This is a genomic window from Micromonospora sp. SL1-18 (genome assembly GCF_047921505.1).
GTDB lineage: Bacteria > Actinomycetota > Actinomycetes > Mycobacteriales > Micromonosporaceae > Micromonospora.
Genome location: NZ_JBLROA010000019.1, coordinates 80,347 through 101,141, shown reverse-complemented (window position 1 = coordinate 101,141; position 20,795 = coordinate 80,347). Strand labels below are relative to the sequence as shown.

The window sequence follows — 20,795 nt, the reverse complement described above, 5'->3', positions numbered from 1 at the left end:
GCACGCCGATGACCACTGAGGAGCAGCAGCGCACCTTCCCCCGGCGGGACGCCGAGGGGCGCATCCTCACCCTGGGCGACCTGCTCGGGGTGAGCCTCGCCGGCCTGGTGATCGGGCTGCTGGCGTTGGTGCTCTTCGAGTGGGCGTTCGCCACGATGGGCGGAGGCGGGTTCGGGCGTACCAACGGCTGGCTGACGGTGATCCTGCCGGTCTGGTTGTTCTGGGACGACTTCCGGGCCTGGGAGTTCGGCGCCGCCCGGGTGGTGGCGGCGCTGGCCGGCGTCGCGGTCGGAGTCGTCGCGGGCCTGTTGGCGGCCGGGCTGGCCGCCGGGCTGCCGCCCCTGCTTTCCGGCGCGCTGGCCGCGGCGGTGTTCACCGTGGTCTACGCGGTGATCTGGTTTCCTGGCGTCCACTGGCTGGCTCGACGTACGAGCTGAGGCCGCGCCAGCGGTGATGGAGAAAGGGAGTGCGAACGTGAGCGCGGCAGTCAAGTACACGCTGGGCCGGATCGGGCTGTTCGTCGGCGTGCTGGCGGCCCTCTGGTTCGTCGAGATGAGCATCTTCCTGCGCCTGCTGCTGGCGCTGGCCTCCTCCGCCGCGCTCTCGTTCTTCCTGCTCCGGTCGTGGCGGGACGAGATGGCCGGGGAGATGGCCGAGGCGTCGGACCGGCGCCGCGCCGAGAAGGAGCGGCTGCGCTCCGCGCTCGCCGGCGACGACCAGCCCGAGCCGGCGGACCAGCGCCGCGAGGAGTAGGCCGGGCGGCGCGACGTCGATGGGCCGGCACCCTGGCCGACGGTCACGAAAAGCCGACTATCACGAGAAATCCTGGCGCCCACCGCGAAATGGGGCAGCGCGAGCGACCAGGTGCCGCTAGGGTCTGCCGCCGTGAGTTTCCTTAACAAGATCAGCGGATGGCGAACGAAGGTGTTCGTCTGGATCGGTCTGCCGGTAATCGCCGCCGCCGGACTGCTGGCGGGTGCCACCGACCTCGCCCCCACCTGGCAGGCGAAGAACGGTGGCGGGACGTCGGGCACCTTCACCGCCGTGCATGAGGAGTGCGGCCGACGCAACTGTGAGTGGCGCGGGACCTTCGTCGCCACCGAGGGCGGCGCCCGGCGCGACGACGTGATCCTCTACGACGCGCCCGACGGGCTGGCCAAGGATGCCACCGCCCCGGCCCGCGACACGGGCGCCCGCGCGGGCGTCTTCTCCACCACCGGCGGGTCGACGTATCTGTGGGTCACCGGGCTCTCCCTGGCCGGCGTGGCGGCCCTGGTGGCCTGGGTGGTGATCATTGTGCGGACGATCCGGCGTCGCCGTGAGGCGACCCAACCGTCGGCTCCGCCCGCCTCGTTCGCTCCGTCCGCGTAACGCCAGGGCGGCCGACCAACGGGCGACGGGCCCGGCACCGCCCCGAGTGGGGACCGTGCCGGGCCCGTCCCGTCACCAGTTGGTCGAGCCCGGCACGACCGGCCAGGGCCGGTCCGCCGGCTTGATCAGGTACGCGATGCCGCCCGAGCCGCCGGCCACGGTGCCGTTCGCCCGGTACCGCTTGGTCCGCAGCCAGATCTGCTCGAACTGCTCCCGCTTGTAGACGTTGCGCACAGCGGCGTTCGAGGACGACGCGGGGTCGTTGACGATCACGTCACCGTCGGCGGTGAACCCGACGATCACGAAGAGGTGTCCGGAGGTGCCGTAGTTCGAGCCGTCCAGTTCCTCGCCGAGGAAGGACTGCGAGGTGACGACCGGGATGCCGGCCTTGATGAAGCGTTCCACCTCGTCGAGGGAGTGCAGCCGGGTGACCTTGGCGTCGATGTCGGGGAAGCTGGCCGCGTACGCGGTGTTGAACGGCCAGTTGCCCGCGCCCTCGTACTCGTAGTCCCAGGTCATCCGAGCGGCGTACGCGACCTGCGGGTCGGTGTAGCCAGGCGTGATCCAGGACATGTTCTTAGCCGAGGGCAGCTTGCCGTAGTACTCCAGGACCATGGTGGTCGAGGTGGGGCTGCACCAGACCTGGCCGCCGCCGCCCCACTCCGGGTAGTTGCCCCGGTGGATCATCTGGGAGCGGGCCGGCACCGGCAGTTCGGTGCCCCAGGCGATTCCGCCCTTGCTCGGTGTGACGGTGAACCGGTCCGGCACGTTGGAGCTCATCGCGCCGAGCATCCAGACCCGCGGCGAGGCGGCCTGCCCCGGCGCCCGGTAGAGGGTCAACCGGAGCTGGTACGACTGCAGCAGCACGCCCTTCTTGGCGTTGTCAATGGAGAAGGTGTCGGTCCAGATGGTCGACCAGGGGTCGCCCTGACCGTCCAGGGTGGTCCGCGTGATGTCCTGGTCCCCGGAGGCCCAGCGGCCCATCAGGTACCAGGGGGTCTGCTGGCCGGTGTTGTACGTGCCGTGCAGCTCGACCTGGATCCAGGTGCCGGCCGGGGTCTCCGCGTTCCACGAGGCGACCAGTTCGGTGGCGTCGAAGCCGATCTGCCGCTCCGGCGAGGTCCAGGTGGCGTACTCCCAGGTGCGGGTCGCGCCGGTGTGCTTGTCGGTGACCGGAACGGTGCCGGCCGGCTCGGCGATGGTGATCCCGGTGCGGTGCCCGGGGATGGCCTGCGTCCCCTGGTGGGTGCCGGTACGCCAGTCCGGGTACTTCGACCACTCCTGGAAGGTGATCTGCTCGTCGTGTGGGCCGGCCGGGAGGTTGTTGTCGGCGTGGCCGGGCACGGTGGTGCCGAGGAGGGCGAGCGCGGTCGCGCCGGCGAGGGCGGCCGCGCGTAGGGCGGGTCTGATCATGTCATCTCCATAGGGTGGGTAGGGGAATCACCAGTTGGTGGAACCGGCCACCGATGGCCAGGCCACGGTGGTCGGCTTGATCAGGTAGGCGATGCCGCCGGAGCCGCCGGCGGTGCCGCCGTTGGCGGTGGTCCGCTTCGTCCGGAGCCAGATCCGCTCGAACTGGTCCCGTCGGTAGACGTGGCGGACCGCCTGGTTGCTGGGTGAGGCCGGGTCGTTGGCGATGACGTCGCCGGTGGCGGTGAAGCCGACCACCACCATCAGGTGCCCGGCGGTGCCGTAGCCCGCCCCGTCCAGCTCGCTGGCGAGGAAGGACTGGCTGGTCACCACGGGAATGCCGGCGGCGATGAAGTGCTCGATCTCGTCCAGCGAGTGCAGCCGGGTCACCTTGCCCTCCAGCCCCGGGAAGGTGGCCGCGTACGCGGTGTTGAACGGCCAGTTGCCGGTGCCGCCGTACTGGTAGTCGTAGGTCATCCGGGCGGCGTGGTCGACGGTGGGGTCGGCGTAGCGGGGGTCGACCCAGGCGGTGTCCTCGGCCGAGGGCTTCCGGCCCCAGTACTCGACCACCATCTCGGTGGAGGTCGGCGAGCACCACGCCTCACCTCCACCGCCGTACTGCGTGTACTCGCCGGCGTGGATGTTCTGCGAGTAGCGCGGCACGGCCAGCTCGGTGCCCCAGGCGATGTGGCCGGCGCTCGGGGCGACGGTGAACCGGTCCGGCACGTTCGAGCTCATCGCGCCCAGCGACCGGACCACCGGCGAGACGGTCCGGGCCGGGTCCCGGTAGAGCGTCAGCCGGAGCTGGTACGCCCGCAGCAGCACCCCGGCGCCCGGGTTGTTGATGGCGAAGGTGTCCGTCCAGATGCTGGAGGTCCGGTCGCCCTGCTTGTCGACGCTGGTCCGCCGGATGTCGGCGTCGCCCGAGGCCCACCGGCCCAGGACGTACCAGGGGGTTCGGGTGCCGGTGGTGTACGTGCCCTGGAGCTCGACCTGGAGCCAGGTGCCGGCGGGGGTGTCGGCGTTCCAGGAGGCGACCAGCTCGGTGGCCCCGAAGCCGACCTCGGTGAGCGGCGAGGTCCAGGTCCCGTACGCCCAGGTGCGCTTGCTGTTCGAGTGCGGGTCCTTGTAGGCGATGGTGCCGACCGGGGTGCCCAGGGTGAGGCCGCCGGAGGTGACGGTGGTGCCGGCGGCGGCGCCCGTCGACCAGCCCGCGTCGGACCAGCCCTGCCAGGTGATCTGTTCGTCGTGGGTGACCGTGGTGTCCCCGGTGGCCGGCTGCGCGGCCCCGGCCGGGGCGGTGGTGGCGAGGATGGCGAGCGCGGTGACGCCGGCGGTGGCGACCGCGCCGAGGGATCTCATGGCCATGGCATCTCCACAGGGAAACGGCATCGTTGCCGTTCACTGTCGCGCTTGGCGGGAACTTTCGCCAGAGGTGAAGGGATGGAAAATGATTGCCGGGGCCCTCGCTCACCCCTCCCGTCCGGGCGATCTTCGCTGGTCGTGCGCTACCGTGCTACCGACCAACCCGCAGCGAAGCCGGTGTGAAACCGGCGCTGTCCCGCAACTGTGATGCCCCACCCGTGGCGTCGGCCCTCCGCCGGCCGGACGCGGTGGGGACGAGCCAGGTCGCCTGCGGCACGGTCGCGACACGCGCTCTCGAGGAAGGGCGCCTCGCGGACGGGCACGCCCAGGCGCTCCCTGTCGGCGAAGCACCACGCTCCTCGACCGACAGGAGGACCCATGTCCAGACGTACCCCCCGGCTCTTCGCCGCCGCCCTCGCGGTCGGCGCCCTCCTCCTCGGCGGCTGCGCCGAGAAGACTTCGACCGACACCCCCGCCGCCGGCGGCAGCAGCGCCGCCGCGGCCTTCCCGGTCACGGTCGGCAAGCTGACCCTGGAGAAGCGCCCGGAGAAGATCGTCTCGCTGTCGCCGACCGCGACCGAGATGCTCTTCGCGGTCGGCGCCGGCAAGCAGGTCACCGCCGTCGACGACCAGTCGAACTACCCGTCGGAGGCGCCGAAGACCGACCTCTCCGGCTTCCAGCCGAACGCCGAGGCGATCGCCGGCAAGAGCCCCGACCTGGTGGTGCTCTCCAACGACATCAACAAGATCGTCGACCAGCTCACCACGCTGAAGATCCCGGTGCTGCTCATCCCGGCCGCGGCCACCCTCGACGACACGTACCAGCAGATCACCGACCTGGGCACGCTGACCGGCCACCCGGGCGAGGCGGCGGACCTCACGAAGAAGATGAAGGACGAGATCGCCGCGCTCACCGGCAAGCTGCCGCAGCGGGCGGAGAAGCTCACCTACTACCACGAGCTGGGCCCGGAGCTCTACAGCGCGACCAGCAAGACCTTCATCGGCTCGATCTACGCCCTCGCCGGCCTGGAGAACATCGCCGACCCGTCGGACGCCGACGGCAAGAACGGCGGCTATCCGCAGCTCTCCCAGGAGGTCATCGTCAAGGCGAATCCGGACTTCGTCTTCCTGTCCGACACCAAGTGCTGCCAGCAGACGCCCGAGACCGTCAAGGCCCGCAGCGGCTGGGCCGGCATCACCGCGGTGAAGAACAACCAGATCGTCCCCCTCGACGACGACATCGCCTCGCGCTGGGGCCCGCGCGTGGTCGACCTGCTCCGGGCGATCGTCGACGCCACCGCCAAGGTCCCGGCGTGACCTGCCAGTGAGCGTGCGACCAGCGGAATCCGCCGGCACGGCCGGGGCGCCCGACGCGTCCCGGCCCGCCGGCGCGCCCGCGTCCCGATCCACGAGCGGCACTACCCCGATGTCCGCGTCCCGATCCGGGAGCGGCACTGCCCGGACGCCCGCGTCCCGATCCACGAGCGGCACTACCCGGATGTTCGGACGCCGGGTCAGCGGGCGGCCCGCGGCCGGGCCGGGTGCGACGGCCCGGCCGGCCGGGCTGCGCAAGCGTTGGCTGGTGGTCGGGATCGGCGCGGTGCTGGTCGCGCTGGTCGCTGGGGTGTCCCTCGGCCCGGTCAGCCTGCCACCCGGCAGCGTCGCCGCCGAGCTGCTCAACCTGCTGCCCGGCGTGCACCTGGACAGCGGGCTCAGCGAGCGGGAGATCGCCATCGTCACCGAGCTGCGGCTGCCCCGGGTCGTGCTCGGCCTGCTCGTCGGCGGGCTGCTCGCCCTGGCCGGCGGCTGCTACCAGGGCGTGTTCCGCAATCCACTGGCCGACCCGTACCTGCTGGGCGTGGCGGCCGGGGCCGGGCTCGCGGTGACCGCGGCGATCGCGCTCGGCGCCGGGGCGGGCGGGGCGCTGAGCGGCATGCCGGTGACGATCCCGCTCGCCGCGTTCGTCGGCTCGCTCGGCGCGGTCGCCCTGACGTACCTGCTTGGCGCGGCCGGCGGGCGGGACCGGTCACCCGCCGCGCTGATCCTGGCCGGAGTGGCGGTCTCGGCGTTCCTCGCCGCCGGGCAGACGTATCTGATGCAGCGGCACGCCGAGAGCATCCAGCAGGTCTACTCCTGGCTGCTCGGCCGGCTGGCCACCGCCGGCTGGCACGACGTCCGGCTGGTCCTGCCGTACTTCCTGCTCACCGCGGTCGTGGTGCTGCTGCACCGGCGCGAGCTGGACGTGCTCTCCGTCGGCGACGACGAGGCCACCAGCCTCGGGCTGCACCCGCAGCGCTCCCGCTACCTGCTGATCGCCGCCGCCTCGCTGGGCACCGCCGCCGCGGTCTCCGCCTCCGGGCTGATCGGCTTCGTCGGCATCATCGTGCCGCACACCGTACGGCTGCTCGCCGGGTCCAGCTACCGGGTGATCCTGCCACTGTCGATGCTCTTCGGCGGGGCGTTCCTGGCGCTGACCGACGTGGTCGCCCGGACCGTGGCCGCCCCCGCCGAGATTCCGATCGGCGTGGTCACCGCGCTGCTCGGCGGCCCGTTCTTCGTCCTGGTGCTGCGGACCGCCCGCCGGGTGTTCACATGAGCGGGGAACGGGGCCCGCGGTCCGCGCAGTCGCGACCAGAGGTCCCGTCGAGCGCCGTGGAGGTTCGGGACCTGCGCGTCGAACTGGGCGGGGCGTCGATCCTGGCCGGCGTGGACCTGACCGTCGCCGTCGGCGAGTGGGTCACCGTGATCGGCCCGAACGGCGCCGGCAAGTCGACCCTGCTGCGCGCCGTCGGCGGTCTGCTGCCCGCACCGGGCGCGGTCTCCCTCTTCGGTACGCCGATCCAGGCGCTCCGCCGCCGCGACCGGGCCCGGGTCGTCGCCACCGTCGCCCAGTCCCCGGTGATCCCGGCCGGCATGTCGGTCTTCGACTACGTGCTGCTCGGGCGTACCCCTTACATTCCGGCGCTGGGCCGGGAGTCGGCCGCCGACCTGGCCGCCGTGCACGAGGTGCTGGACCGGCTCGACCTGGGCGCGTTCGGGCACCGGGAACTGGCCACCCTCTCCGGCGGGGAACGGCAGCGGGTGTTCCTGGCCCGCGCCCTGGCCCAGGGCGCCACCCTGCTGCTGCTCGACGAGCCGACCAGCGCGCTGGACATCGGCCACCAGCAGGAGGTGCTGGAGTTGGTCGACCAGCTCCGCCGGGAGCACGGCCTGACCGTGCTCGCCACCATGCACGACCTCTCCATCGCCGGCGAGTACGCCGACCGCCTGGTGCTGCTCGCCGCCGGCCGGGTGGCGGCCGCCGGCCCCCCGCACGAGGTGCTCACCGAGGACCTGCTCGCCACCCACTACCGCGCCCGCGTCCGGGTTGTCCAGGGCGACCACGGCCCCCTCGTCGTCCCCGTCCGCCCCGCTTGAAAGGAGGGGCCCCTTGTTAACGCCTCCGGTAGAGGAGGGGCCCCCTGTTAACCGGCTGCTGCCAGGTGCCCGCGGACGCTAAGCCGTGACGCGGCGTACGGGTCGGGGGGCGAGGGTGGAGAAGAGGGCGCCCTGCGGGTCGCGGAGGGCGGTGAGCCGGCCCTTCGGAGTGTCCCGGGGCGGGACCAGGACAGCCCCGCCCAGCTCGACGGCGCGGGCCGCGGTCGCGTCCGCGTCAGCCACCGCGAACCACACCGACCAGTACGCCGGCAGGTCGGCCGGCAGCTCCGCCAGCGGTCGCGCCAGCCCGCCGACGATCAGCGTGCCGCACCGCCACCCGGTGTACGGGTACGGCTCGCCCGGCTGCTCCTCCGCGTGCCAGCCGAAGACCAGCGCGTAGAAGTCCCTGGCCCGCTCCGGGTCGGGGGTGACCAGCTCGTTCCAGCACATCGCCCCGGGCGCGTTGAACAGCTCCGCGCCGCGCATCGCCATTGGCTGCCAGACGCTGAACACCGCCCCGGCCGGGTCGGAGAGGACCGCCATCCGGCCCTGGTCGGAGACGTCGAAGGGGGCCACCACCACCTGACCGCCGGCCGCCTCCACCCGGGTGGCCACCAGGTCGGCGTCGTCGGTCGCCACGTACGTCGACCAGATCGGCACCTGATCCGGCGTGGCCGGCGGGCCCACCCCGGCCACAGCCCGGCCGTCCTTGAGGAAGACGGTGTAGCCGTCGGCCGCGGGCTCCGGGGAGACCCGGCCGGTCCAGCCGAACAGCTCCGAGTAGAACCGCTTGGCGTCCTCCAGCCCCGCGGCCGCCAGGTCGGTCCAGCAGGGCGTGCCGGGCTCCACGCCGCTCACGGTGACCCCTCTCGCCGGTGGGCGGCCCCGCTGGCACGCCCTGCCGGCATCGTGGCACCGTCGCGTCCCGTGGCGGGCCGGAATCGGCCAAGACGTCAGGTGAAGCGGCGTCCCTCGTCCCGCCGGTACGCCCAGCCGGCAAGCCCCGCCAGCACCACTAGCCAGACGCCGAGCATGACCATGGAGATCGCGTTCGGCCGCCAGTCGGTGGTGGCCGCCCACACCACCTCCACCGCGCCCCGGGTGGGCAGATAGGGGGCGATCGCCTTGATGAAGCCGGGCGCGTTGTCCGGGCCGCCGGAGAGCAGGCCGCCGCCGAAGGCGAGCGGGAAGAAGACGAGCTGGGCGACCACGATGGCCGCCTTGCTCGGCAGCGAGTAGCCGATGGTAAGCCCGAGCAGGGTGAACGGCACCGAGATCACCGCCACGGCGCCGGTGCCGAGCAGGAACTGCACCGGGGTCACCCGGGCGGCGGTGGCCACCGCCGCGATCACCACCACCGGAACCATGGACAGGTAGGTGAGCGCCAGGCCGGCCAGGACCCGGCCGGCGAGCCGGGGCGCCGGCCCCGCGGGCAGCGTCCGGGTGTACGGATCCCAGGGCTTGTCGCGGTCCTCGGCGACGCCGATGCCGTACTGGAAGATGTTGGCGCTCATCACCGCGAAGGTGACCATGGCGGCGGTGGCGTAGGTGGCACTGGTGGGGTCGTCCCCGGCGAAGGGCACCACGAAGAAGAGCATCGCGGCGGCGGGGAAGAACGCGCTGCCGAAGATCGCTACCGGGATCCGGACGGTTTCGAGAAGCTGGTAGCGGGCGTGGACCAGGGCGAGGGGCACGGATCTTCTCCTCAGCGGATGGCGGGCGCGGGCCGGTCGGTGGTGATGGCGAGGAACGCCTCCTCCAGCGAGGTGGGGCGGACCTCCAGGTCGTGGAACGCCACCCCGGCGGTGACCAGGTCGCGGACGAGCTGGTCGGCGTCCGTGGTGAGCAGGTGGGTACGCCCCTCGGCGTGCTCGGTGGCGACCACCCCGGGCAGCGGCGGCAGGTCGTCGGCGATCAGGCTGACCCGGCGTACGCCGACGATGCCCCGGATCGCCTCGACCGTGTCGTCGGCGAGCACCCGCCCGTGCCCCATCACCACCACCCGCTGGGCGAGGGCCTCCACCTCCTCCAGGTAGTGGCTGCTCAGCAGCACCGTCCCGCCGTCAGCGTGGAAGTCGCGGATCGCATCCCAGAGGGCGTGCCGCGCCTCGACGTCGAGCCCGGTGGTCGGCTCGTCGAGGACGACCAGCCGGGGCCGGCCGAGGAAGGCGAGGGCCACCGCGAGCCGGCGGCGCTGCCCGCCGGAGAGGCCGCCGGTCTGGCGCTTCACCTGGTCGCCGAGGCCGAACCGGTCGAGCAGCTCGCCCCGGGGGACGGGGTCGGGGAAGTGCGCGGAGACGAAGTCGACCACCTCGCCGACCCGGAGCGTGGCGGGCAGGCCGGTCTCCTGCGGGGTGACCCCGAGCTGCTGCCGGCTGGCCGGGTCGCGCGGGTCGCCGCCGAACAGTTCCACCCGGCCGGCGGTGGGTCGGCGTACCCCGACCAGCAGGTTGATCAGGGTGCTCTTGCCGGCGCCGTTCGGGCCGAGCAGGCCGACCAGCTCCCCGGAGCGGACGCTCAGGTCGACCCCGTCCAGGGCCAGCAGCTCACCGTAGCGGCGACTGACCTGGTGGGCGCGGGCCAGGATCATGGGAGGACTCCTCGGGGTTGCGGTCCCGGACAGGTGTACGGTCCCCTGTTTACCGGGTGGGTGCCACCCCGGCCGCCCCAGGACGGGGCGGCCACGACTTCCCGCACCGCCTGCTGTTTCCCGCCGGCTGCGTCGCCGCCCAGCGCCGGGCCACCGACGGCTACGGCTACCACCGATACTGGGCCGATGGACGAGACCAGCTACCGCGACCGGATCGGCCAGCTCGTCGAGCCGGGCGAGCCGGTGTTGGCGTACGCGAAGGCTGACGCCGCCAAGGGGACACCGCCGGCTCCGCCACTCGACGCGGCGAAAGCGGAGGCCCCCGCCGGCCGGGTGAGCATCGGAGCGGTGCTGCTCAACCTGATCTCCCCGCTGGTCAGTTGGGGGTGGGGCGACCGGCTGGTGGACCTGATCGCCTGGGGTGTCGCCGGCCGCGGCGCCCCCGGCTCGGTCGCCTCCCGGCTGCACCACGCGCTGCACTCGCCCCGGCCGGACCTGGCGGTGCGGGACATCCTGCTCGCCGCCACCGACCGGCGGCTGCTGGTCTGTGTCAGCGGGCCGATGAAGCTGCTGTCCAGTCGGGAGGACGACGAGCGGGCTCTGGCCGAGTCCGGGGTCGCCTGGTCGGTGCCGCGCGCCGAGGTGGCGTCGGCCCGGGTGGCCTGGCACCGGCTCAACCCGAAGCGGCTGCGCGTCGACTTCACCGACGGTTCCTGGCTCGCCTTCACCGTGCCGATCGCCGAGTCGGGCCGGCCGCTGCGCGCGGTCGCCGCCGCCCTCTCCGGCTGACACCCGCCGGCTCGGCGACCCCCGCCCGCTTGATCAACTCAGTGTGCGGCAACTTGTGGTCTCCCCGGCTGTGGAGACCACCGTATGCCGCACATCGAGTTGATCAAGCCAGGGGTGTGGGGAGCGGATCTCGGTGCAGCACCGCGAGCCGGGAGACCGCTCGGGTCAGCACCACGTAGAGGCGGTGCAGGCCGCGCGGCTCGGCGGCCACGATCGCGGCCGGCTCGACGACCACGACATGGTCGTACTCCAGGCCCTTGACCAGGGTCGCCGGGACGACGGTGACCCGCGCCGCGGCCTCGACGTCGTCGGCGGTCGCGGTCTCGACGCCAGCGGCGGCGAGCGCGGCGCGGACCGGTTCCACCGCGTCGTCGGCGGCGATCACGCCGACCGAGCCGTCGTGCGTGAGCGCAAGGCGCACCTCCGCCACCGTCGCCGCCACCAGGTCGTCCACCGTACGCACGTCCAGCGTCCCGTCCCGGCGCAGCGACTCGGCCGGGGGTACGTCGACCGCGAGTGCGGGGAGCAGCCGGTTCGCGAACGCGACCACTGCCGCGGGCACCCGGAAGCCGACGCTCAACGGCACCACCGCCGCAGCCGGCTTGCCCAGGTGGGCCAGGGACTCCCGCCAGTCGGTGGCCGCCCACGGCGCGGTGCCCTGGGCCAGGTCACCGAGGAGGGTGATCGAGCCGTGCTCGCTGCGGCGGGCGATGGCCCGGCACTGCATCGGGGAGAGGTCCTGCGCCTCGTCGACCACCACGTGCCCGAAGCCGCCGGGCCGCTCGATCAGCCCGGCCGCCTCGTCGATCAGCACGGCATCCGCGGCGGTCCACCGCGTCGCCTTCGGGGTACGCCCCAGCGCCGTCCCGGCGGTCGCCGGCTCGCCTCGCCGCCGCGTGGTGGCGGCACTCGCCGGTCCGCCCGCATCGCCGGGACCGGGGTCCCCGGTGCTGGGCCGCCCGCTGGGAGCCGCCCGGCCGAGCAGCAGGGCCTGCTCCTCGGCGGTGAGCAGGCCGTCGGCCGCCGTGGCGAGGGCGTCAGCGTCGGACCAGAGCCGGTGCAGCAGCCCCTCCGGGGTGAGCGCCGGCCAGACCGCGTCGAGGAAGGCGGTGACCGGCTTGACCTTGCCCATCCGGCGTAGCCAGGCGTCGCTGGGCGACTCCGCCCGGCGGGCCTCGGACTGCCGTTGCAGCAGCCCCACCACCCGGGCCCGGACGCGCTCCCGGCCGGTGGCGTACGGCAGCCCTTCCCGGCGGATCTCCTCGACCACCCGATGCAGCGGGTCGAGGCCGATCCGCCAGCGGAACGAGCCGTCGGACACCATGATCGGCTCGGTGGGCGTACCGATGTGGGCGTCGACGGCGCGGCGCAGCACCTCGGCCATCCGGACGTCGTGCTTCAGGGTGGCGAGGTCCGGGGTGTCGACAGCGCGTACCGGCACCCGGGCGACCAGGTCCTCCACCGTGGCCTGTTCGACCTCGACCTCGCCGAGCGCCGGCAGCACCGCGGCGATGTACGACAGGAACGCCCGGTTCGGCCCGACGATCAGCACCCCCGACCGGCGCAGCCGTTCCCGGTGCAGGTAGAGCAGGTACGCGGCGCGGTGCAGCCCGACCGCCGTCTTGCCGGTGCCCGGCGCGCCCTGCACGCAGATCGAGTCGGCCAGGTCGGCCCGGACCAGCTCGTCCTGCTCGGGCTGGATGGTGGCGACGATGTCCCGCATCGGGCCGACGCGGGGACGCTCGATCTCGGCGTTGAGGATCCGGCTGGCCGTGCCCAGCTCCTCGCCCCGGTCCAGGTGCTCGTCCTCGAAGCTGGTCAGCACGCCGGCGCTGAACCCGAACCGGCGCCGGACGGCGACCCCCTGGGGGTCGCGGGCGCTGGCCCGGTAGAACGACCGGGAGACCGGGGCCCGCCAGTCCAGCACCAGCGGCTCGCCGAGGTCGTCGGTGACGTGCCGTCGCCCGACGTGGTACACCCCGACGACTTTGTCGTCAGCACCGACGACTTCGTCGTCAGTGCCGCCGCTGTGCAGGCTGTCGGCGGCCCCGCCGCTGTGCAGGCTGTCGGCGGCCCCGCCGAATTCGAGCCGGCCGAAGAAGAGCGGAGTGGTCGGGTCGTCGGCCAGCTCCTTGACCCGGCGAGCCATGTGCCGGCCCAGCTGTTCGGCGGTGTACGCGTCCCCGGCGACCTTGTCGCCGGCGGCGAAGAGCGCCTCGGCGCGCTCGCGCATCCGGCGCAGTGCCGCGCGGCTGGTATCCAGGTGGGCGCGCTCGGCGGCGAGCTCGCCGTCCAGGGTCTGTTCTTGGGCGTGCAGGGTCATCCACGTACTCCTCGTCACGGGGAAAAACGCTGCCGCTCGCGTATCCGACGTCGGTCGGCGCGGGGGACGTCCTGTGCGGTGCTACTCACCACGGCCGTCGGGCGGGACAAAGCAGCCTACTCCGGCCGGTGTCGACGGCAACCGGTTTTCCTCTCGCGAGCGGGGCCCGTCGCGGGGCGGTCCCCCGGGCGGGATCATGGGGGCATGACCGAGTCGCGCTCCGAACAGCGCCGGGTGACGATCAGCGACCCGCAGGTGATGCGGGCCCTGGCGCACCCCGCGCGTATGGCGATCATGGAACACCTCAGCACGCTGGAGGGTGGCGCGACCGCCACCGAGTGCGCCGAGATCGGCGGCCTCTCCCCGAGCGCGACCAGCTATCACCTGCGGGAGCTGGCGAAGTTCGGCCTGATCGAGGAGGCCCCGAGCCGGGGCGACGCCCGGGAGCGGGTCTGGCGGGCGTTCAGCCCGTCGTACTCCGTCGAGGGCGGCCAGGACGCCGACTCCGAGACCCGTGCCGCCGAGCTGGCCCTGGTCGACGCGCATCTGGCCCGGGACACCCAGCGGGTCCGGGACTGGATCCGGCGCGCCCCGGACGAGCCCCGCGAGTGGTACACGGCTGCCTGGTTCAGCGACACCCTGCTGCTGCTCACCGCAGAGGAGCTGACCGGGCTCAACAACGCGATCCAGGAGCTGCTCGACCCGTACCGGCGGCGGTTGCGGACCAGTCCCCCCGAAGGGGCGCGAAGCGTCGCCGTGCAGTACCGGACGTTGCCCCTCGACTGACGCACGGGGTTGCGTCGACCAGGTATGAAGGATTAATTTCGAAGTATGTCCTTCGCATCTGGTCCGTCGCGCTGGTCGGACGTCTGGCTCGCCACCGCCGCCCGAGGCATCTCCAGCTGCGGGGACTTCCTCGCCGCCGCCACCCTCACGCTGGCCCTCCAATCCGCCGGGGCGGGCGGGCTCGCCGTCTCCGGGTTGCTGCTCGCCGCCACCCTGCCGCTGGTGGCGCTCGCGCCGCTGACCGGCCGGCTCGCCGACCGGGTGGACAGCCGCCTCCTGCTGGTGGTCACCGGATTCGCCCAGGCCGCGGCCTGTCTCGCGCTCGCGTACGCCGGACATCCGGCGCTGGTCATCGCCCTGGTGGCGCTGCTCGCGGCCGGCCTCGCGGTGACCCAGCCGGTGCTCGCGGCACTGGTGCCCACCATGGTCCGGGCCGAGGACTTCCCCCGGGCCGGCGCGCTCGTCCAGACCGCCGGCACGCTCGGCGCGCTCGCCGGCCCGGCGTTGGCCGGGCTGCTGGTCGGCGGGTTCGGCGCCCGGGTGCCGCTGCTCGTCGACGCCGCCAGCTACCTCGCGCTGGTCGCGGCCGGGCTGCTCATCCGTACCCGCCGCGGTGGCCGGCGGACGGGTTCGGCGGCCGGGGTCGCCGCCACCCCGTCGCCGGGCTGGCAGCTGCGGCGCGACCCGCTGCTGGTCGTCATGGTCGGCAGCCTCGCCGCGGTGGTCGCCGCGGTCGGCGCGATCAACGTGGTCGAGGTCTTCTTCATCCGGGAGACCCTGCACAGCTCCACCACCGTGTACGGCCTGGTGACCGGCTCGTGGACGTTGGGCATCGTGGTCGGTGGCTGGATCTTCGCCCAGGTCGCCCGGCGGCTCACCGACGACGGCGCGCTGCTCGGGGCCGGGCTGGCCCTGCTTGGCGGCTGCTGCCTGGCGGTCCTGGCCTCGGCGGCGGTGCCGTCCGCCTGGCTGCTCGTGCCGATCTGGCTGGCCGGCGGGGTGGGCAACGGTGGCGACAACGTCTTCAACAATCTGTTGCTGGCCCGGCGGGTCCCCGAGGCGGCCCGGGGCCGGGCCTTCGCGGTCTTCGGGGCGGCGGTCCAGGGCGCCGGGATGGCCGGTTACCTGGCCGGTGGCCTGCTGCTGGCGGTGGCCGAACCTCGGCCGCTCTTCGTCGGCTGCGGGGTGGTCGGCCTGCTCGTGGTCGCCGCAGTGGCAGCGCCCGTGCGGCGGGCGGTGCGCGCCGAGCGCGCCACGGCCCCACGGCCGCCAGAGACCGTCCCGGGCGTGGGGACCGGCTCCGCTGACGGGCCCGGCGTTGGTGCCGACCAGGGTGGGCGAGCGGCCGCGTGCGGTGCGGAGTTGGCCACTCAGTAGCCCCTCCGGTGAACCGGCGGTGTGGCGCGGGGATAACGTCAGGTCATGGCTGACCGCATCGCCCGGCCCCGCGTGGGACACATCCAGTTCCTCAACTGCCTACCGATCTACTGGGGGCTGATGCGGTCCGGCGCGCTGATCGACGTCGACCTGCACAAGGACTCTCCGGACCGGTTGAGCGCCGCGCTGGTCGCCGGTGACCTGGACATCGGCCCGATCTCGCACGTGGAATACCTGCGACACGCCGACGAGCTGCTCCTGCTGCCGGACCTGGCGGTCGGCAGCGACGGCCCGGTGCTCTCGGTCAACGTGGTCTCCACCAAGCCCCTCGCCGAGCTGGACGGGGGTCGGGTCGCGCTCGGCTCGACCTCGCGTACCGGGGTGCTCCTGGCCCAGCTGCTGCTCGGCGAGCGGTACGGCGTGCGGCCGGAGTACTTCCGCTGCCCGCCGGACCTGACCCAGATGCTGCTGGAGGCTGACGCCGGGGTGCTGATCGGCGACGTGGCGCTGCGGGCGCTCTACGAGGCGCCCCGCAAGGGACTGACAGTGACCGACCTCGGGCAGGCCTGGCGGGACTGGACCGGCCTGCCGATGGTCTTCGCCGTCTGGGCGGTACGCCGGGACTTCGCCGCCGCGCATCCCGGCCTGGTCAAGGAGGTGCACGAGGCGTTCCTGCGCTCGCGCGACCTCTGCCTGGCCGAGCTGGACCAGGTGGCCGAGGCGGGAGCCCGCTGGGAGCCGTTCGACGCCGCGACGCTGGCGACCTACTTCCGTACCCTCGACTTCTCGCTCGGCGAGCGGCAGGTGGCCGGGCTGCGCGAGTTCGCCAGCCGGGTGGCAGCGATCGGTGAGGCGCCGGCCCTGCCCGCGAACGGGCCGGAATTCTTCCAGGGCTGACCGGCCGGAAAACGAAGCGGCGGTGCCCCGAAGGACACCGCCGCCGCAGCCGGGAGTGGGTCAGGGCGCCGGGCGGAGCAGCGCCTCGGTGATCTTCTGGCAGTTCTGCATGCCGTAGTCGTAGCCCATGCCGATCGGGTAGCGAACCATCACGCCCATCGTCCAGGTGTCGCCGATGGCCAGGCAGTTGATGTGCATCTCCTGCTCCTTGGCCCGGTCGATCCAGCCGTTCTTGATGGCGATGGTCTTCTGCACCTTGGCCGGGAACGCCTTGCGGATGCCGAAGTCACCGGCGCCGCGGACCTCCCGCATCTCGTTGAGCAGCCACTTGGTCCACTTCGGCCCGGCGGCCCGGCCGTCGTCGATGCAGAGGCCGAGCCGGGCGGTGTCCCGCGGGGACAGCTGGGTCCGGCTCCAGCCGCCGTCGCTGGCGACCTTGCTGTCGGTGAGCCCGCACGTCTTGATCAGCCGCTTGATCGAGTCCGCCCGGCCGACGTTGTTGTAGAACTGCTCGGCGCGGGTGTTGTCGCTGTCCCGGATGATCTGCGTGGCGTCGGCCAGCTTCGCGTCGCTCGGGGTCTGCCCTGCCTCCGCCGTACGCCGCAGGTAGTCGGCGACGATCCAGGACTTGATCATCGAGGCGGTGGTGCTGGTCTCGGCCATGTTCTTCGAGCCGATGATCTTTCCGGTGCGCTTGTCCAGCACGCTCCAGGAGTACCAGCCCTTGATGCCCAGGTCGTCGAGGTTCTGCGCGGTGAACGGCAGCGGTTCCAGGGAGGGGGACGGGGAGGGCGTGGGCTGGGCTGCGGAGCCGGGGTCGGTGGGCGTACCCGTGGACCGGGCGCTCGCGATGGCCTGGTGCCCGCCTGCGGTGGGGTTCAGCGGGGAGCCGGGCACCAGCCGGAGCGCGAGGAGCACCACGCCGACCAGGATCACCGCGACGGCGCTGAGCATCAGCGGCCGTTGGTTGCTGCCGGACCGGCGCCGGTTGCCGGCCATCAGAGCTTCCCGACCGGCTGCTGCGGCACCTTCAGCGCGGCGCCGGGCTGCGGGGTCACCAGCTGGGTGGCGACGCTGGCGCAGACCTTCGCGCCGTACTCCAGGCCGGCCTTCTGCGGGTAGCGCATCATCACGGCGAGGCTCCACTTGTCGGTCACGGCCAGGCAGTTGACGTGCCAGTTGCCGTCGTAGTTGAGCGGCGTCCAGCCATTCTTGATGCTCACCGGGCCCTGGCTGGTGATCGACTCGGGCAGGCCGTCGATGATCCCCCAGTGACCGCCGCCCGAGCGCTGCTGCTGGTCCTTCACGGTGCCACGCACCTTGGCCATCTCGTCCAGCACGAACTTGGTCCACTTGGTTCCGGCGGCCTTGCCGTCGGCGACGCAGTCACCGAGTCGGACGGCGTCCTGCGGGGACATCTGGGTGAAGCTCCACCAGCCGACGTAGCCGGGAACGGTGCCCGGCTTGGTGTCGGTGAGCCCGCAGGTCTTGATCATCCGGGTGATTGACTTGGCGCTGCCGTTCGCCTTGTAGAGCGCGTTGGCCGCGTCGTCGTTGCTGTCCCGGATCGCGGTGTCGATCTGCCTCTTCCGTTCCGCGCTCAGCGGCTTGTCACCGAGCTGGTGGAGATAGTCCGACGCGAACCAGGCCTTGATCATCGACTCGGTCGAGTTGGTCGACGTCATGTTCTTGGCGCCGCTGATCTCCCCGGTCTTGCGGTCCATCAGTGCCCAGGAGAAGAACTCACCCTTGAAGCTCACCGAGACCGGCGCGTCGGCCAGGGTCGGCGGCGGCGGCGGGGTGGGCGCGGGCGCGGGGACCTTCTCCCCGCCACCGATGCCACCGATGCTGCCGATGCTGGCGAGGGCGTCGCCGCCGGTGAGGCGGGTGTACGCGGCGGGCACCAGCATGACGCCACCGAGGAGGACCGTCACGATGGCGAGCACCATGATCACGCGATGTCGCATGAGTGGGTGAACTCCAGATGTCTGGCCGGGGGGACCGGCTTTTCCGAATGGGTTCGGCCTGATCGCCGAGGCCGGGGGTGGCCTGGAGTCGGTGGCGATCGTCAGCAGCCGATCGGTGTGCCGGGGGAAGTCTACTTCCGGACAGGCCGGACGCCAGAGTTCGGCACCTGACGGCTCGCCGTGAAGGCGGGGTAATCGACCGTTGTGCCGGCCTTGCGAGGATTCACGTCTGATGCGTGGCCGATGTCACAGGGGCGCGCAGGCTGCGGCTTATCGCTGAAGGCGGTCATTCGGTGACGGAAGGTGGCAGGTTGAACCTGTTACACCCTCTGGTGTCGTCGGTTGAAAGCTGTAACACTGGCCTCATGTATGGCAACGACTTCGCTGCGCCCGAGGACGCTCCGGGCGGCGGCCTGCTCGGTGAGGTGGAGGCGGCGGAGGCGGCCCTTCGGGAGGCGGCGGCCCGGGCCCGGCGCGCCGGGCCCGCCCCCGACGACGACCTCGAGGCGTACTTCGCGGACGTGGTCGCCGCCGATCAGAAGATCGAGCCGCGCGACTGGATGCCGGAGGCGTACCGGAAGACGCTGATCCGGCAGATCGCCCAGCACGCGCACTCCGAGATCATCGGCATGCAGCCGGAGGGGAACTGGATCAGCCGGGCCCCCTCCCTCAAGCGCAAGGCGATCCTGCTGGCCAAGGTGCAGGACGAGGCCGGCCACGGCCTCTACCTCTACGCCGCGGCCGAGACGCTGGGGATCAGCCGCGACGAGCTGGTGGAGCTGCTGCTCAACGGGCGGCAGAAGTACAGCTCGATCTTCAACTACCCGACGCTGACCTGGGCGGACGTGGGCGCGATCGGCTGGCTGGTCGACGGCGCGGCGATCGTCAACCAGGTGCCGCTGTGCCGTTGCTCCTACGGCCCGTACGCCCGGGCGATGATCCGGGTCTGCAAGGAGGAGTCGTTCCACCAGCGCCAGGGCTACGAGATCTTGCACACCCTGGCCCACGGCACCCCGGCGCAGAAGGCGATGGCCCAGGACGCGGTGGACCGGTGGTGGTACCCGTCGTTGGCGATGTTCGGCCCGCCGGACACCGACTCGACCCACTCCGCCCAGTCGATGTCCTGGAAGATCAAGCGCTTCTCCAACGACGAGCTGCGCCAGCGCTTCGTCGACATGTGCGTGCAGCAGGCCGAGATCCTCGGGCTCACCCTGCCCGACCCCGACCTGCGCTGGAACGATCAGCGGCAGTCGTACGACTACACCCAGCCCGACTACGACGAGCTCATGCGGGTGATCAAGGGCAACGGGCCGTGCAACCGGCAGCGGATGGCGCACCGGCGCCGCGCCCACGACGAGGGCGCCTGGGTACGCGAGGCCGCCACTGCGTACGCCGTCAAGCAGATGAACAAGGAGAAGGTGGCGGCGTGAGCGAGCGTAGCGAGCGAACCGATCGGCTCAGCGCGGGCAATCCTTCGCCTCTGGGCGAGGGCGGGAGCGGTCCTTCGCCTTTGTGGGAGGTCTTCGTACGGGCCCGGCGCGGGCTGTCGCACACCCACGTCGGCAGCCTGCACGCCCCCGACGCGGAGCTGGCCCTGCGCAACGCCCGGGACCTGTACACCCGCCGTCAGGAGGGCGTCTCCATCTGGGTGGTGCCGGCGAGCGCGATCACCGCGTCCAGCCCGGACGAGAAGGACGCCTTCTTCGACCCGGCGGCCGACAAGGTCTACCGCCACCCCACCTTCTACCAGGTACCGGACGGGGCGGCCCACCTGTGACCAGCCTCTTCGACTACACCCTCGGCCTCGGCGACGACGCGCTGATCGCGGCGCAGCGACTCGGCGAGTGGACCTCCCACGCGCCGGAGATGGAGGAGGACATCGCGCTGGCGAACATCGCCCTCGACCAGCTCGGCGCGGCCCGCCTCCTGCTCACGTACGCGGGCGAGCTGGAGGGCGCCGGCCGGGACGAGGACGCGCTGGCGTACCTCCGCGGCGACCGGGAGTTCCGCAACTGCCTCCTGGTCGAGCTGCCCAACGGCGACTTCGCGGTCACCATGGCGAAGTTGTTCTTCCTGGCCGCGTACCAGCTTCCGCTCTACACCGCGCTGGCCGGGTGCGCCGACGAGCGGCTCGCCGCGATCGGCGCGAAGGCGCGCAAGGAGTCCGCGTACCACCTTGACCACGCCGCGCTCTGGGTGAAGCGGCTCGGCGACGGCACCGAGGAGTCGCACCGCCGGATGCAGGCCGCGATCGACCAGGTGTGGCCGTACACCCACGAGCTGTTCGCGGCGAACCCGGCGGCGCCGGTCGACCCGGCCACCCTGCGGGCCGACTTCGACGCCGTCGTGTCCCCGGTGCTGGCCGAGGCGACGCTGACCTGGCCGGCGGACGGCTGGACGCCCGGCGGCGGCCGGGACGGAGTGCACACCGAAGACCTCTCGTACCTGCTGGCCGAGATGCAGGTGCTGCACCGCGCCCATCCCGGAGCTAGCTGGTGAGCGC

Annotated in this window: 21 protein-coding genes and 1 riboswitch; of the genes, 13 read left to right on the top strand and 8 right to left on the bottom strand. The window is 72.5% G+C overall.

Annotation, left to right across the window (positions count from 1 at the left end; translation table 11 throughout):
• Positions 1 to 8: 8 nt before the first annotated feature.
• The 3 genes from ACNAW0_RS12325 to ACNAW0_RS12315 all read left to right on the top strand — a co-directional run bounded on the left by ACNAW0_RS12325 (position 9) and on the right by ACNAW0_RS12315 (position 1,371).
• Complete coding sequence (locus ACNAW0_RS12325) at positions 9 to 437, top strand: hypothetical protein (RefSeq protein ID WP_416287935.1); 429 nt, start codon at positions 9 to 11, stop codon at positions 435 to 437.
• Between the two features lie 37 nt (positions 438 to 474).
• Entirely contained in the window at positions 475 to 753 is a 279-nt protein-coding gene (locus ACNAW0_RS12320; RefSeq protein WP_416287934.1) for a DUF4229 domain-containing protein, read from the top strand.
• Between the two features lie 132 nt (positions 754 to 885).
• Positions 886 to 1,371: a hypothetical protein gene (locus tag ACNAW0_RS12315; protein ID WP_416287933.1), complete on the top strand. Its 486-nt coding sequence runs from the start codon at positions 886 to 888 to the stop codon at positions 1,369 to 1,371.
• A gap of 72 nt (positions 1,372 to 1,443) precedes the next feature.
• Here ACNAW0_RS12315 and ACNAW0_RS12310 read toward each other — a convergent pair whose 3' ends face one another.
• On the bottom strand, positions 1,444 to 2,784 hold the full coding sequence (locus tag ACNAW0_RS12310; RefSeq protein WP_416287932.1) for a peptidase C39 family protein: 1,341 nt from the start codon (positions 2,782 to 2,784) through the stop codon (positions 1,444 to 1,446).
• Positions 2,785 to 2,811: 27 nt separating this feature from the next.
• A complete protein-coding gene (locus ACNAW0_RS12305) occupies positions 2,812 to 4,149 on the bottom strand; it encodes a peptidase C39 family protein (RefSeq protein ID WP_416287931.1) in 1,338 nt (445 codons plus the stop codon).
• Between the two features lie 170 nt (positions 4,150 to 4,319).
• Positions 4,320 to 4,410: riboswitch (cobalamin riboswitch) on the top strand.
• A 114-nt stretch (positions 4,411 to 4,524) separates the two neighbouring features.
• Here ACNAW0_RS12305 and ACNAW0_RS12300 point away from each other — a divergent pair.
• From ACNAW0_RS12300 to ACNAW0_RS12290, 3 genes are all read left to right on the top strand, one after another.
• Positions 4,525 to 5,463 (top strand): ABC transporter substrate-binding protein, encoded by a 939-nt coding sequence (locus ACNAW0_RS12300; protein WP_416287930.1) that lies wholly within the window; start codon positions 4,525 to 4,527, stop codon positions 5,461 to 5,463.
• A gap of 181 nt (positions 5,464 to 5,644) precedes the next feature.
• A complete protein-coding gene (locus ACNAW0_RS12295) occupies positions 5,645 to 6,742 on the top strand; it encodes a FecCD family ABC transporter permease (protein ID WP_416287929.1) in 1,098 nt (365 codons plus the stop codon).
• Positions 6,739 to 7,563 carry an ABC transporter ATP-binding protein gene (locus ACNAW0_RS12290; RefSeq protein ID WP_416287928.1) on the top strand — a complete coding sequence of 275 codons (825 nt, stop codon included), beginning with the start codon at positions 6,739 to 6,741 and terminating at the stop codon, positions 7,561 to 7,563. The genes ACNAW0_RS12295 and ACNAW0_RS12290 overlap by 4 nt, the downstream gene beginning before the upstream one ends.
• Before the next feature lie 78 nt (positions 7,564 to 7,641).
• On the opposite strand, the gene ACNAW0_RS12285 is transcribed toward ACNAW0_RS12290, so the two are convergent.
• The 3 genes from ACNAW0_RS12285 to ACNAW0_RS12275 all read right to left on the bottom strand — a co-directional run bounded on the left by ACNAW0_RS12285 (position 7,642) and on the right by ACNAW0_RS12275 (position 10,153).
• Positions 7,642 to 8,421 carry a VOC family protein gene (locus ACNAW0_RS12285; RefSeq protein WP_416287927.1) on the bottom strand — a complete coding sequence of 260 codons (780 nt, stop codon included), beginning with the start codon at positions 8,419 to 8,421 and terminating at the stop codon, positions 7,642 to 7,644.
• A gap of 95 nt (positions 8,422 to 8,516) precedes the next feature.
• A complete protein-coding gene (locus ACNAW0_RS12280) occupies positions 8,517 to 9,257 on the bottom strand; it encodes an ABC transporter permease (protein WP_416287926.1) in 741 nt (246 codons plus the stop codon).
• A gap of 11 nt (positions 9,258 to 9,268) precedes the next feature.
• Entirely contained in the window at positions 9,269 to 10,153 is an 885-nt protein-coding gene (locus ACNAW0_RS12275) for an ABC transporter ATP-binding protein (protein ID WP_416287925.1), read from the bottom strand.
• A gap of 186 nt (positions 10,154 to 10,339) precedes the next feature.
• Between ACNAW0_RS12275 and ACNAW0_RS12270 the strand changes: the two genes are divergently transcribed.
• On the top strand, positions 10,340 to 10,942 hold the full coding sequence (locus ACNAW0_RS12270) for a hypothetical protein (RefSeq protein WP_416287924.1): 603 nt from the start codon (positions 10,340 to 10,342) through the stop codon (positions 10,940 to 10,942).
• A gap of 103 nt (positions 10,943 to 11,045) precedes the next feature.
• Here the strand turns inward: ACNAW0_RS12270 and ACNAW0_RS12265 are convergent, their stop codons facing one another.
• Positions 11,046 to 13,265 carry a HelD family protein gene (locus ACNAW0_RS12265; protein ID WP_416287923.1) on the bottom strand — a complete coding sequence of 740 codons (2,220 nt, stop codon included), beginning with the start codon at positions 13,263 to 13,265 and terminating at the stop codon, positions 11,046 to 11,048.
• A gap of 204 nt (positions 13,266 to 13,469) precedes the next feature.
• Here ACNAW0_RS12265 and ACNAW0_RS12260 point away from each other — a divergent pair, with 204 nt between their 5' ends.
• Genes ACNAW0_RS12260 through ACNAW0_RS12250 form a run of 3 tightly spaced genes read left to right on the top strand, consistent with a single transcriptional unit; the run spans position 13,470 to position 16,325 of the window.
• A complete protein-coding gene (locus tag ACNAW0_RS12260) occupies positions 13,470 to 14,051 on the top strand; it encodes an ArsR/SmtB family transcription factor (protein ID WP_416287922.1) in 582 nt (193 codons plus the stop codon).
• A 45-nt stretch (positions 14,052 to 14,096) separates the two neighbouring features.
• Positions 14,097 to 15,428 carry an MFS transporter gene (locus ACNAW0_RS12255; protein WP_416287921.1) on the top strand — a complete coding sequence of 444 codons (1,332 nt, stop codon included), beginning with the start codon at positions 14,097 to 14,099 and terminating at the stop codon, positions 15,426 to 15,428.
• Between the two features lie 45 nt (positions 15,429 to 15,473).
• Positions 15,474 to 16,325: a menaquinone biosynthetic enzyme MqnA/MqnD family protein gene (locus ACNAW0_RS12250; RefSeq protein ID WP_416287920.1), complete on the top strand. Its 852-nt coding sequence runs from the start codon at positions 15,474 to 15,476 to the stop codon at positions 16,323 to 16,325.
• A gap of 60 nt (positions 16,326 to 16,385) precedes the next feature.
• Here the strand turns inward: ACNAW0_RS12250 and ACNAW0_RS12245 are convergent, their stop codons facing one another.
• Together ACNAW0_RS12245 and ACNAW0_RS12240 are read right to left on the bottom strand one after the other, a co-directional pair.
• Positions 16,386 to 17,324, bottom strand: coding sequence for a hypothetical protein (locus ACNAW0_RS12245; RefSeq protein ID WP_416287919.1), 939 nt, complete (start codon positions 17,322 to 17,324; stop codon positions 16,386 to 16,388).
• Positions 17,324 to 18,292 carry a hypothetical protein gene (locus tag ACNAW0_RS12240; protein ID WP_416287918.1) on the bottom strand — a complete coding sequence of 323 codons (969 nt, stop codon included), beginning with the start codon at positions 18,290 to 18,292 and terminating at the stop codon, positions 17,324 to 17,326. Before ACNAW0_RS12240 ends, ACNAW0_RS12245 begins: the two co-directional genes overlap by 1 nt.
• Before the next feature lie 365 nt (positions 18,293 to 18,657).
• On the opposite strand from ACNAW0_RS12240, the gene paaA reads away from it, so the two are divergent.
• The 3 genes from paaA to paaC are packed head-to-tail and all read left to right on the top strand — an operon-like array spanning position 18,658 to position 20,791.
• The gene (paaA, locus tag ACNAW0_RS12235; protein WP_416287917.1) at positions 18,658 to 19,722 is read left to right on the top strand and encodes a 1,2-phenylacetyl-CoA epoxidase subunit PaaA; all 1,065 of its coding nucleotides are present in this window, start codon (positions 18,658 to 18,660) and stop codon (positions 19,720 to 19,722) included.
• On the top strand, positions 19,719 to 20,069 hold the full coding sequence (gene paaB / locus ACNAW0_RS12230; RefSeq protein ID WP_416287916.1) for a 1,2-phenylacetyl-CoA epoxidase subunit PaaB: 351 nt from the start codon (positions 19,719 to 19,721) through the stop codon (positions 20,067 to 20,069). Before paaA ends, paaB begins: the two co-directional genes overlap by 4 nt.
• Positions 20,066 to 20,791: a 1,2-phenylacetyl-CoA epoxidase subunit PaaC gene (paaC, locus tag ACNAW0_RS12225; RefSeq protein WP_416287915.1), complete on the top strand. Its 726-nt coding sequence runs from the start codon at positions 20,066 to 20,068 to the stop codon at positions 20,789 to 20,791. The genes paaB and paaC overlap by 4 nt, the downstream gene beginning before the upstream one ends.
• Positions 20,792 to 20,795: the final 4 nt, after the last annotated feature.